Origin of the sequence: Pseudomonas sp. NPDC086251, assembly GCF_044746405.1 — a bacterium.
GTDB lineage: Bacteria > Pseudomonadota > Gammaproteobacteria > Pseudomonadales > Pseudomonadaceae > Aquipseudomonas.
In genome coordinates this window covers 63,668-75,362 of the sequence record NZ_JBIVBY010000034.1, presented here as the reverse complement: position 1 = coordinate 75,362, position 11,695 = coordinate 63,668, and the positions used below count along the sequence as shown (strand labels likewise).

Annotated in this window: 10 protein-coding genes; all 10 read right to left on the bottom strand. The window is 60.9% G+C overall.

What is annotated here, in order from left to right; all coding sequences use genetic code 11:
* Positions 1 to 94: 94 nt before the first annotated feature.
* The 10 genes from ACIPL2_RS29190 to ACIPL2_RS29145 all read right to left on the bottom strand — a co-directional run bounded on the left by ACIPL2_RS29190 (position 95) and on the right by ACIPL2_RS29145 (position 11,668).
* Complete coding sequence (locus tag ACIPL2_RS29190) at positions 95 to 1,282, bottom strand: ATP phosphoribosyltransferase regulatory subunit (RefSeq protein ID WP_007939588.1); 1,188 nt, start codon at positions 1,280 to 1,282, stop codon at positions 95 to 97.
* Between the two features lie 315 nt (positions 1,283 to 1,597).
* Positions 1,598 to 2,467, bottom strand: a complete 870-nt coding sequence (hflC, locus tag ACIPL2_RS29185) for a protease modulator HflC (RefSeq protein WP_027921982.1) — start codon at positions 2,465 to 2,467, stop codon at positions 1,598 to 1,600.
* A complete protein-coding gene (gene hflK / locus ACIPL2_RS29180) occupies positions 2,467 to 3,639 on the bottom strand; it encodes an FtsH protease activity modulator HflK (RefSeq protein ID WP_059405813.1) in 1,173 nt (390 codons plus the stop codon). The genes hflC and hflK overlap by 1 nt, the downstream gene beginning before the upstream one ends.
* Before the next feature lie 96 nt (positions 3,640 to 3,735).
* A complete protein-coding gene (hflX, locus tag ACIPL2_RS29175; RefSeq protein ID WP_401362534.1) occupies positions 3,736 to 5,037 on the bottom strand; it encodes a ribosome rescue GTPase HflX in 1,302 nt (433 codons plus the stop codon).
* Positions 5,038 to 5,049: 12 nt separating this feature from the next.
* On the bottom strand, positions 5,050 to 5,310 hold the full coding sequence (hfq, locus tag ACIPL2_RS29170) for an RNA chaperone Hfq (protein WP_007902656.1): 261 nt from the start codon (positions 5,308 to 5,310) through the stop codon (positions 5,050 to 5,052).
* A gap of 94 nt (positions 5,311 to 5,404) precedes the next feature.
* Positions 5,405 to 6,376: a tRNA (adenosine(37)-N6)-dimethylallyltransferase MiaA gene (gene miaA, locus ACIPL2_RS29165; RefSeq protein WP_401362539.1), complete on the bottom strand. Its 972-nt coding sequence runs from the start codon at positions 6,374 to 6,376 to the stop codon at positions 5,405 to 5,407.
* Positions 6,376 to 8,286: a DNA mismatch repair endonuclease MutL gene (mutL, locus tag ACIPL2_RS29160; RefSeq protein ID WP_401362531.1), complete on the bottom strand. Its 1,911-nt coding sequence runs from the start codon at positions 8,284 to 8,286 to the stop codon at positions 6,376 to 6,378. The genes miaA and mutL overlap by 1 nt, the downstream gene beginning before the upstream one ends.
* Positions 8,283 to 9,710, bottom strand: a complete 1,428-nt coding sequence (locus tag ACIPL2_RS29155) for an N-acetylmuramoyl-L-alanine amidase (protein ID WP_401362528.1) — start codon at positions 9,708 to 9,710, stop codon at positions 8,283 to 8,285. Before ACIPL2_RS29155 ends, mutL begins: the two co-directional genes overlap by 4 nt.
* The gene (gene tsaE, locus ACIPL2_RS29150; RefSeq protein ID WP_401362525.1) at positions 9,711 to 10,181 is read right to left on the bottom strand and encodes a tRNA (adenosine(37)-N6)-threonylcarbamoyltransferase complex ATPase subunit type 1 TsaE; all 471 of its coding nucleotides are present in this window, start codon (positions 10,179 to 10,181) and stop codon (positions 9,711 to 9,713) included. It lies immediately after the preceding gene.
* Positions 10,169 to 11,668: an NAD(P)H-hydrate dehydratase gene (locus tag ACIPL2_RS29145; protein ID WP_401362522.1), complete on the bottom strand. Its 1,500-nt coding sequence runs from the start codon at positions 11,666 to 11,668 to the stop codon at positions 10,169 to 10,171. Before ACIPL2_RS29145 ends, tsaE begins: the two co-directional genes overlap by 13 nt.
* Positions 11,669 to 11,695: the final 27 nt, after the last annotated feature.

The following is an 11,695-nucleotide window of genomic DNA, read 5'->3' as shown; positions in this document are numbered from 1 at the left end:
CACCCCCTTGGGTGCCAAGGACTACGACATTCTTACCCTTAACACTTGTCCTCATTCGCGCAAACTTGGTGCCGGCCGCGGCCGACAGGAAAACTCAAGAAGCCAGTGGCGATACTTGCCAAAGCCCGTTCTGCTGAATCAATTGCCGGTCGCAGTCCGCTTCACGGGCGGCGGCCAAAGGTTGCCCAGGCAATGCCTGAACGACACGCTGACCCTCACTGCGCAACTGGCAAACCTGCTGCCAGAGTGCCGCATCCGTACTGTCTGGCATCCAGATACCGCCAGACGGTAACTCGATCTCAGCACGCCCCAGGGTCACCAGGGTTTTCAAATCGGTAGAGAAGCCGGTTGCTGGACGAGCGCGACCGAAGTCGGCGCCGATGTCGTCGTAACGACCGCCCTGAGCAATGGACTGGCCAACACCCGGCACGAACACCGCGAACACCACACCGGTGTGGTAGTGGTAGCCGCGCAACTCGCCCAGGTCGAAGTAAAGCGGTAATTCAGGGAAACGCGTGGACAGACGCTCGGCAATCGCCAGCAAGTCGTCCAGAGCAGCCAGAACCGGCGCCGGCGCATTCGCCAGACGCTCGCGGGCAGCGCTCAATACTTCTCGGCCGCCACACAAGTCGACCAACGCTCGCAGCATGCCCGACAAATCGGCAGGCAAGCCTTCGGTCAAGGTAATGACCTCGTCGATCGCCTTGCGTTGCAATGCATCGAACAACTGTTGTTCAACTTCACCGGACAAACCGGCGGCGCGGGCCAGGCCACGGTAGATGCCGACATGACCGAGGTCCATGTGCACATCCGGCACATCGGCCAGTTGCAGCATGGCCAGCATCAGGCTGATGACTTCCACGTCGCTGCTCGGGCTGGCATCGCCGTACAACTCGGCGCCCAGCTGAATCGGGCTGCGCGAGGACGACAAGGCCCGTGGCTGAGCGTGCAGCACGCTGCCGGCGTAGCACAGACGGCTCGGGCCTTCGCGACGCAGGGTGTGCGCATCGATGCGCGCCACTTGCGGCGTGATGTCGGCACGGAAACCCATCTGCCGACCCGATTGCGGGTCAATGACCTTGAAGGTACGCAGATCGAGGTCCTGGCCCGCGCCGGTCAGCAGGGATTCCAGGTACTCGATATGGGGAGTCACGACAAACTCGTAACCCCAGCTCTGGAACAGATCCAACACCTGGCGACGCGCTACTTCGATGCGCGCCGCTTCTGGTGGCAGTACTTCTTCGATGCCATCTGGCAGCAGCCAGCGGTCTACCGTTGCCATTACGCCATTCCCCTATGATCCGGGCGGCAAGCCGTTGGGCGAGCCTTGAGTGAAGCAGAAAATGATCGGTTCGTGCACAAACCACGCGCAAGAACAACGTGGCGAAAAGCCTGATATCGGCTTCGCCAACCACTTTCCTCGAAAAACCTGTCGAGTCATTCAACTCGATGTCTTGCCTGACAACCGCAATCAAACGTGCAGACGCAAAAAAGCCGGGAATTTCCCGGCTGCCGCATCATACACACGTTTTCCCAAAGGATCACCCCGCCCGAGGCTTTAGCCGCCAGGCGGGGGATGATTCAGGTCAACGCCGTATCAAGGCTTGGCTTTTTCCAGGTAACGGAAGAAGTCGCTGCTTGGGTCCAGGACCATGACGTCGGATTTGTTCGCGAAGCTTTCACGGTAGGCGCGCAGGCTACGATAGAAACCGTAGAACTCCTGGTCCTGGCCGTAGGCCTTGGAGTAGATCGCAGAGGCCTGGGCGTCACCGTCACCGCGAACCTCTTCAGATTCACGATAGGCTTCAGCCAGCAGCACGCGGCGTTGACGATCAGCGTCGGCACGGATGCCTTCTGCCAGCTCGTTACCCTTGGCACGGTGCTCGCGAGCTTCACGCTCACGCTCGGAGCTCATACGCTCGAACACACTGCGGTTCACTTCTTTCGGCAGGTCGATAGCCTTGACCCGAACATCGACCACTTCGATGCCCAGCTCTTTTTCCGCCATCTTGTTCAGCGACGCCGTGATATCGGTCATCAGCGCATCGCGCTCACCGGACACCACTTCGTGCAGCGTGCGCTTACCGAACTGGTCACGCAGGCCCGATTCCAGACGACGGGAAAGACGTTCATCGGCAATCTGCTTGAGGCCGGACGTTGCGGTGTAGAAGCGCTCGGCATCTTTCACGCGCCACTTGGCGTAGGCATCGACCATGACGGCTTTCTTTTCCAGCGTCAGGAAGCGTTGTGTCGGTGCATCCAGCGTCATCAGGCGGGCGTCGAATTTGCGCACCTGGTTAACGTAAGGCACTTTCACATGCAGGCCCGGCTGAACATCAGCCTGGACCACGCGACCGAACTGCAGCAGCACCGCACGCTCGGTCTGAGCCACGATGTAGAAGCAGTTCCAGGCAGCGATCGCCACGACGACGCCGACAATAAGGGCGATCAGCGATTTATTGCTCATCAGCGACTCTCCCTGGTACGTGCTGGCTGTTGCTGCAGATCAGCTGCCGCACGCGCATTCGCTTCATTGCTGCTGGCTGCCGCACCGGTCACCGAAGTGCTGGTGTTGCGGCCACTTTCGACCATTTTGTCCAGCGGCAAGTACAGCAGATTGCTCTGGCCATTCTTGTTGCCGGTCACGAGAACCTTGCTGGTATTACTGAAGACTTCCTGCATGGTGTCCAGGTACAGACGCTCACGGGTGACTTCAGGTGCCTTGCGGTACTCGGCCACCAGCTTGGTGAAGCGATCTGCCTCACCCTTGGCGCGCGAGACGGTTTCGTCACGGTAACCATTGGCATCTTCGATGATGCGCTGGGCCTGACCACGGGCTTCCGGCACGACACCGTTGGCATAGGTTTCAGCCTGGTTGCGCGAACGCTGCTCGTCTTCACGGGCACGGATCACGTCATCGAAGGCTTCCTGCACTTCACGCGGTGCCGCTGCGCTCTGTACGTTGACCTGAGTGACGGTGATGCCGGTGCGATAAGTATCCATGAAGCGTTGCAGACGCTCCTTGATTTCGCTGGCCATCAATTCACGACCTTCGGTCAGCACCTGGTCCATCGCGGTGGAACCCACCACATGGCGCAAGGCACTTTCAGTCGCGTGCTGCAGGCTGATTTCCGGCTGGTCGACGCTCAGGACGAAGTCCTGCAGGTTGCTGATCTTGTACTGCACGGTCAGCGGCACTTCGACGATGTTTTCGTCTTCAGTCAGCATTTGACCCTGCTTGGTATAGGCACGCTCACGCGTGACGTTTTCCAGGTACTTGCGATCGAGCGGCGGGAAATAGATGTTCAAACCCGGGCCTACGGTTTCGTAGTACTTGCCGAAGCGCAGCACCACGGCTTGCTCCTGCTCGTCGACGACGTAAACCGCGCTGTACAGCCAAACGGCCGCCAACACGACGAGAACGACACCAAGAATGCCGCCGAAGCCGCCACTCTTGCCCGAACCACCGCCGTCATCACCCCGTTTCTTACCACCACCGAACAACCCGTTCAGGCTTTCCTGCAGCTTTCGGAAGGCCTCGTCGAGATCCGGTGGCCCCTTGCGGTCGCCGTTATTGCGGCGCTTGCCACCCCAAGGATCCTGATTATTCGAGTTGCCACCCGGCTCATTCCAAGCCATAGCGCTCTCCATCTGATAAAGCAAAGACGCACCCACGGCGCGCCGACCAATGCTACAGAATGCCTGTCACCACGGCACAACCGCTTTCTCAGGCTTTTATTGCAAAGTGTGTTGCTCGATGAATTCAGTCGGCTGCAAACCTTCGCGGCTCACCAATCGATTCAACTCGACCCGTGGCAAGCGAACGGCCAGCAAGCTGATGCCTTCTTCGTCGTGTTCTTCTTTCTGTACCGCACCGAGTTCGAAAAACTGCGCACGCAGTCGAGCAAAACGTTGCGGCAAGCGCAAGGTGCCAACAAACAATTCACTGCCCAGCAATTCGGCAATGGCTTGCTCAAGCAATTCCAGACCACTGCCATCACGCGCCGACAGCCAGACCCGCTGGGGCTTGCCGTTTTCGTCGCGCTGGATTTGTGGCTCAACGCCTTCAAGCAAATCGAGTTTGTTATAGACCTCGAGGATCGGCAAGTCCTGGGCACCGATCTCGCCCAGCACCACCATTACCTGCTCGATCTGCAACATGCGATCCGGTTCCGCCGCATCGATCACGTGCAACAGCAGGTCCGAGTTGCTCGACTCTTCGAGCGTAGACCGAAATGCCTCGACCAGTTTGTGGGGCAAGTGGCGGATGAAACCCACCGTGTCAGCCAGGACAATCGGCCCCAGGTCGTCCAGTTCCAGACGGCGCAAGGTCGGGTCCAGCGTGGCAAACAACTGGTCAGCCGCGTACACGTCGGATTTCGTCACGTTATTGAAGAGCGTGGATTTGCCGGCGTTGGTATACCCCACCAGGGACACGGTAGGAATATCCGCACGCGAACGGCCGCGTCTCGACTGTTCGCGCTGACTGCGTACTTTTTCCAGCCGGCCCTTGATCTGTCGCAGGCGAACCCGCAGTAAACGACGGTCGGTTTCCAGCTGGGTTTCACCCGGGCCACGCATGCCGATACCGCCACCCTGACGCTCAAGGTGGGTCCAGCCACGAACCAGCCGGGTGCTCATGTGGTCAAGCTGGGCCAGTTCTACCTGGAGCTTGCCTTCATGGGTACGGGCGCGTTGGGCGAAAATATCGAGAATCAGACCGGTGCGGTCGATCACGCGACACTCGAAAACACGTTCGAGGTTACGTTCCTGACTGGGCGTGAGGATGTGATTGAAGATGACCAGATCGGCCTTTTCGGCATGGACCAGATCGCGCAGCTCCTCGACCTTGCCGCTGCCAATCAGGAATTTGGCGGTTGGCCGATGACGCGGCACGTTGAAAAACGCAACGGTCTCGGCGCCGGCCGAATTAGCCAATTCCTGAAACTCCTGCGGATCTTCGCGCGCCTCAGGGTCCTGTCCATCCAAGTGAACGAGGATCACTCGCTCACCACCACCGTGGCGCTCAAAGAACAAAGGAGACTCCTATCAGGCGTTACCTGGCTCAGCGTCACCAGCTTCGGATTCGGTTGCGCTAGGCAGACGAATTGGACGAACCGGCACCACTGTAGAGATAGCGTGTTTGTAAACCATTTGGCTGACGGTGTTTTTCAGCAGGATAACGAACTGGTCGAACGACTCGATCGTACCTTGCAGTTTGATCCCGTTGACCAGGTAGATGGACACCCCAACTTTCTCTTTACGTAAAGTATTCAAGTAAGGGTCTTGTAGCGAATGCCCTTTTGACATGTGCCGCACTCCTTTAAGGATTCAATATAAAAAATAGGTAAACAGATGGCTTGTGGCCGTCACACCCCCAAGGATAGACGGCAATTGCAAGGACTCAGCTCAATATGGAGATGGTCCCCAGGTATTTCAAGGCGCGCGGCAGATTGTCGCAATCCAGGCTGTCCAACCAGTGTAAATCAGCCCAACTGCGCAGCCAGGTGAACTGGCGCTTCGCCAATTGGCGCGTGGCAATGATCCCACGCTCCTGCATCTCGGCTTGCGTCAGCTTGCCATCCAGGTAGTCCCAGACTTGTCGGTAGCCTACTGCACGTATCGACGGCAACCCGGCGTGCAGGTCACTTCGCTTACGCAGGGCTACGACCTCGTCAATGAATCCCTGTTCCAACATTAGCGTGAATCTTTGTTTAATTCGCTCATGCAGTACCTGCCGATTTGCCGGAGCAATCGCCAAGTTCGCGACAGTATAGGGCAATTGTTGACGTCCCGAAGCGGCTGCTTCAGTACTTTGCGCAGATTGTTGCAAACGCAGTGCGGTCATGCTCTGACCACTGACCCGATAAACTTCCAGTGCTCGACTCAGGCGCTGGGGATCGTTCGGATGAATACGCGCCGCAGATTCCGGGTCGATCACCGCCAATTGCTCGTGCAGGGCCTGCCAGCCAAGGCGTGCAGCTTCTTCTTCGATCTGCGCGCGAACCTCGGGATCGGCTGCCGGCATGTCCGCCAGACCTTCGACCAAAGCCTTGTAATAGAGCATTGTGCCGCCCACCAGCAGCGGAATTTTTCCACGCGCGGTGATCTCGGCCATGGCTTCGAGCGCGTCACGACGGAAATCGGCGGCCGAATAGCTCTCCGCCGGGTCGAGAATATCGATCAGACGGTGTGGAAATTCGGCCAAAAGCGCTTTCGAAGGCTTGGCGGTGCCGATGTCCATGCCGCGATAGACCAGCGCCGAATCGACGCTGATCAGCTCGCAAGGCAAGACTTTGGTGAGTTCGATGGCCAGGTCGGTCTTGCCGGCAGCCGTCGGTCCCATCAGGAAAATCGCAGGAGGGAGCTGGCTCATCAACGACCGCGCAAGAACAGTTTGTCCAGATCGTCCAGGCCCAGTTGGGTCCAGGTCGGTCGGCCATGGTTGCATTGACCGCTGCGCTCGGTGTTTTCCATATCGCGCAGCAGACCGTTCATTTCGGGGATCGCCAGACGCCGATTCGCACGAATCGCGCCGTGACACGCCATGGTGCCGAGCAGTTCGTTCAGGTGCGCCTGAATGCGGTCGCTGGTGCCGTATTCCATCAGGTCGGCGAGGACGTCGCTGACCAGTCGATTGGCTTCGGCCTGCTTGAGCAACGCCGGAATCTGCCGGATCGCCAGGGATTCCGGGCCCAGGCGCTGCAATTCAAAACCCAGGCGCTGGAACCAGGCGACGTGCTCTTCGGCGCAATCGGCTTCACGCTGACTGACGGCCAGGGATTCCGGCACCAGCAACGGCTGACCGCTCAGGCCTTCGCTGGCCATGGCGATTTTCAGGCGCTCGTACATGATCCGCTCGTGAGCGGCGTGCATGTCCACCAGCACCAGGCCCTGGGCGTTTTCCGAAAGAATGTAGATGCCCTTGAGCTGCGCCAGCGCGTAACCCAGCGGCGGGATATCGTCCTGTCCGGCCGGCAGCGCCACGGCATTGGCTTCGGGCAGCGGCGCGAAGAACTCGCGATAAGCGGCTTGGGCTTCGGCGACGGGAACGCCGGACTGAGGCCGGGGCGTGTACTGATATTGATAACCGGCGCCAGCGCCCGAACCTGCCGCTGTATTAAAGGCGGGCTGCGCCTGTGGCTGCTCAAGCAACGCGTTGGCCGCCAGGCGCATTTCGCCTTGCGGGCCGAATTCGCCGGCATCGATGCCGGTCGGTCGAACGATGGCCGTCGCCACAGGCGCGGCCAGATGATCTTCCGGACGCACATCGCCCAAGGCGCGGTGCAAGGTGCCGTAGAGGAAATCGTGGACCATGCGCCCGTCACGGAAGCGTACTTCGTGCTTGGTCGGGTGCACGTTGACGTCGACGCCCGCCGGATCGACTTCGAAAAACAGCACGAACGTCGGGTGCCGGCCGTTGAACAGCACGTCGCGGTACGCCTGGCGCACCGCGTGGGCCACCAGCTTGTCGCGCACCGCACGGCCGTTGACGAAGAAGTACTGCAAGTCCGCCTGGCTGCGGTTGAACGTCGGCAATCCGACCCAACCCCACAGGTGCAAGCCGTTGCGCTCGATTTCGATCGGCAGCGCTTGCTCCAGAAAACCCGAACCACAGATCGCCGCCACTCGCCGGGCGCGGGCCGCGTCATCGTGGGCCTCGTGCAGGCTGAGAATGGTTTTGCCGTTATGGCGTAAATGGAACGCCACATCGAAACGCGCCAACGCCAGGCGCTTGATCACTTCTTGCAGGTGATCGAATTCGGTTTTTTCGGTCTTGAGAAACTTGCGTCGCGCCGGGGTGTTGAAAAACAGGTCACGCACTTCAACCGACGTGCCCACCGGATGGGCGGCCGGCTGCACGCGCGGCGCCATGTCCCGGCCTTCGGTCTCGACCTGCCAGGCCTGATCGGCATCGCGGGTGCGGGAAGTCAGGGTCAGGCGTGCCACGGAACTGATCGACGCCAGTGCCTCGCCACGAAACCCCAGGCTCATGACTTGTTCAAGGTCTTCGAGGTTGCGGATCTTGCTGGTGGCGTGACGCGCCAGGGCCAGCGGCAAGTCATCGGCAGAAATGCCGCTGCCATCATCGCGCACCCGCAGCAGCTTGACCCCGCCCTGTTCGACGTCGACATCAATACGCCTGGCGCCGGAGTCGAGGCTGTTTTCCAGCAGCTCCTTGATCACCGAGGCCGGGCGCTCAACCACCTCGCCGGCGGCAATCTGGTTCGCCAGCCGTGGGCTGAGCAGCTCGATGCGAGACGTATTGGTCAACACCTGGTTCATTCTTTGGCCGCCAGTTCAGTGCCAGGAATGGTCAAGTGCTGACCGACCTTGAGCTCATCATTCGACAGCTTGTTGGCGCTGCGCAGCGTGGCCGGAGACACCTGATAGCGCACGGCAATCATCGCCAGCGTCTCGCCGGGATTGACCCGATGGTCACGCGGACCTTGGGCGATCCCACCGGAATCACGCAGCCAGGCGATGTAGGTGCCCGGCGGTGGGTTCTGCTGGAAGAACTGGCGCACGCCGCTGCTGATCGAACGCGCCAGCGCCTGCTGGTGGTTCGCCGCAGCAAGCTTCGAGGCTTCGTTGGCGTTGGAGATGAACCCGGTTTCCACCAGGATCGACGGGATGTCCGGCGATTTCAGTACCATGAACCCGGCCTGCTCCACGCGCTGTTTGTGCAGTGGCGTGACGCGGCCAATGTTGGTCAGCACCTTCTGGCCGACGTTCAGGCTGGACGTCAGGGAGGCGGTCATCGACAAATCGAGCAGTACGCCTGCCAGCATGCGGTCCTTGTCATCGAGGCTGACGTTGCCGGCACCACCGATCAAGTCGGAACGGTTTTCACTGTCGGCCAGCCAACGGGCGGTTTCGGAAGTGGCGCCGCGATCAGACAAGGCGAACACCGACGCACCAAACGCAGCGGCGGAAGGCGCGGCGTCGGCGTGGATCGACACGAACAGGTCGGCGCCCTTCTTGCGAGCGATTTCGGTACGGCCGCGCAAGGGGATGAAGTAGTCGCCGGTACGGGTCAGTTCGGCGCGGAAGCCTTTCATGCCGTTGACCTGACGCTGCAATTCGCGGGCGATGGCCAGCACCACGTCTTTCTCACGCTGACCGCGAGAACCCGAGGCGCCCGGGTCTTCGCCACCGTGGCCGGCGTCGATCACCACAATGATGTCGCGCTTGCCGGCCGGTGCGGGCGGCAGCTTGACCGCCGGCTCCACCGGAGTGACCGGGACCGGGGCCACCGTTGCGACGTTGGTCGGCGGCGGGATTGGCGCAGCGTCGGCCGGGTTATCGAACAGGTCGACCACCAGGCGATTGCCGTACTGGGCATTCGGCGCCAGGGTAAAACTTTTCGGCGTGACGGCTTTTTTCAGGTCGATGACCACCCGCAGGTCGGTCGGCGTACGCTGAGCCGAGCGCATCGCGGTGATCGGGGTGTTCGAGCTGTTGACGTTCAAAGGCGCGCCAAGACTGGCTCCATTGATGTCGATCACCAGCCGATCGGGGGAGCTCAGGGTAAAAACACTGTGCTGGACGGGGCCGGTCAGGTCGAACACCAGCCGTGTGTTGTCCGGAGCCCGCCACAGGCGAACACTGTTGACCTTCGTCTCGGCCACAGCGTCGACGGTCACCGCCAAAAACAACACCCCTACGGCAGCAACCAACGCGCGAAAGCGCATACCTAACCCCATCATTTAATTGGATTCCAATGCCAAAGCGGCACACCACGACTCGCCACGCGAGCCCTGGGATAAAATTTTCAGCGAACGCCCGCTGTCTTGCGGGCTAATGGTAATGGTCAGGTCGGGCTTTGGCAAAAAGCCTGCACCCTTCTGGGGCCATTCGATCAGGCACAACGCGTCGTCTTCGAAGTAATCGCGGATGCCGAGGTACTCCAGCTCTTCAGGATCGACCAGGCGATAGAGGTCGAAATGGAAGGCCCGGATGTCGCCAATCTCGTAAGGTTCGACCAGGGTGAAGGTCGGACTTTTTACCGCGCCCACATGCCCCAGGCCCCGGATGATGCCCCTGGACAGCGTGGTTTTACCCGCCCCCAGGTCCCCCTCGAGAAAAATCAGACCGTGCCCTTCGGTGGTTTGTGCGATGCGTACGCCAAACGCGGTCATCGCCTCTTCATCAGCCAGGTACAGGGTTACTTCAGACACGGTGCTTGCTCCTCCAATAACTGACGAATGGCTGGGATCAGATCACTGGCCGCCAGCCCTCGGCCCGATTTACCTTGTTGCGCGCCGGCATTGGCGTGCAGCCAGACCGCCAGGCTGGCGGCCTCGAACGCCGGCATGCCTTGGGCCAGCAAGGCGCCGACCAGACCGGCCAGCACATCGCCCAAACCGGCAGTGGCCATGGCCGGATGGCCCTGATGACACACCACCAAACGCCCATCGGGGCTGGCGATCAGGCTGCCGGCGCCTTTCAGAATGACCACGGCGGTGTATTTTTTGCTCAATGCGTGTGCGGCCGCGGGACGATCCGCCTGAACCTCGGCCGTCGATATCCCCAGCAACCGCGCCGCTTCGCCGGGGTGCGGGGTGATCACACAGTCCTTGGGCAAGCTCACGTGTTCGCTGGCCAGGAGATTCAACGCATCAGCGTCCCAGACTTGTGGCAGCGGTGCGTTAGCCGCGGCCGACAACAGACTGCGTCCCCACGCCGCTTGACCAAGCCCCGGGCCGACGACCAGCACGCTGACCTTCTCCAGCAGGCCCATCAATTGATTGGCCGACGAAGTCCCCAGCACCATGGCTTCGGGCACCCGCGTCAAGGCAGCGGAAATATGTTCACTGCGAGTCGCAAGGGACACCATGCCGGCCCCACTGCGCAGCGCACTTTGCGCGCTCAGCAGGATCGCGCCACCAAAACCGCGATCACCGCCGATCAACAGGACATGACCGAACTTGCCTTTGTGCGAAGCGGGCGCCCGGGATGCGAGGCGTGGCAGGTTACAGGCCGTCAGACGACGCGCCGTGAATGGCGCCCCATCGAATAATTCCGGTGGTGCTTGCAGGTCGTTGAAGACCAGTTCGCCGACCACGTCTGCCGCATCACCGGTGAAAAGCCCCAGTTTCAAACCGATGAACGTCACGGTCAGGTCGGCTCGCACCGCAGAACCGAGCCTGCGACCGGTGTCGGCGCACAGCCCTGAAGGGATATCCACCGCCGCCACTGGCAAACCGCTGGCATTGATCGACGCGATGACGCTGGCGTAGGGCTCGCGCACTTCACCGGTCAGGCCGGTGCCCAGCAACGCATCCAGCACGACGCCGCGCAATTGCGCCTGCGCGGTCCAGCTTTCGATAGTGACGTTCTCGGCGACGGCCTCGGCATGCGCCAACGCTGCATCACCCTGCAAACGCTGAGGATCGCCAGCAGCCAGCACACGAACCGACCACCCGGCCCGCCGGGCCAGTACCGCCACCAGATAGCCGTCACCGGCGTTGTTGCCATGGCCGGCCAGCACCGTCAGTTCATGGGCTGTCGGCCATTGACGGACCAACGCCCGCCAGGTCGCATGGGCTGCGCGCTGCATCAATTCGAAGCCCGGTGTGCCGGCCGCGATCAGGCTCGCATCGAGCCCACGGACTTGCGCGGCGCTGTACAGCGCGTCGGGTAATTCATCTTTAGTGTGCGGCATGCGTCTTCGGGCTCCGATGTCTGGCAG

Coding starts and splice junctions, on each gene's coding strand:
- ACIPL2_RS29155 (WP_401362528.1), bottom strand. CDS start 9,710: ATGATGGGGTTAGGTATGCGCTTTCGCGCGTTGGTTGCTGCCGTAGGG.
- hflC (WP_027921982.1), bottom strand. CDS start 2,467: ATGAGCAATAAATCGCTGATCGCCCTTATTGTCGGCGTCGTCGTGGCG.
- hfq (WP_007902656.1), bottom strand. CDS start 5,310: ATGTCAAAAGGGCATTCGCTACAAGACCCTTACTTGAATACTTTACGT.
- miaA (WP_401362539.1), bottom strand. CDS start 6,376: ATGAGCCAGCTCCCTCCTGCGATTTTCCTGATGGGACCGACGGCTGCC.
- mutL (WP_401362531.1), bottom strand. CDS start 8,286: ATGAACCAGGTGTTGACCAATACGTCTCGCATCGAGCTGCTCAGCCCA.
- hflK (WP_059405813.1), bottom strand. CDS start 3,639: ATGGCTTGGAATGAGCCGGGTGGCAACTCGAATAATCAGGATCCTTGG.
- ACIPL2_RS29190 (WP_007939588.1), bottom strand. CDS start 1,282: ATGGCAACGGTAGACCGCTGGCTGCTGCCAGATGGCATCGAAGAAGTA.
- ACIPL2_RS29145 (WP_401362522.1), bottom strand. CDS start 11,668: ATGCCGCACACTAAAGATGAATTACCCGACGCGCTGTACAGCGCCGCG.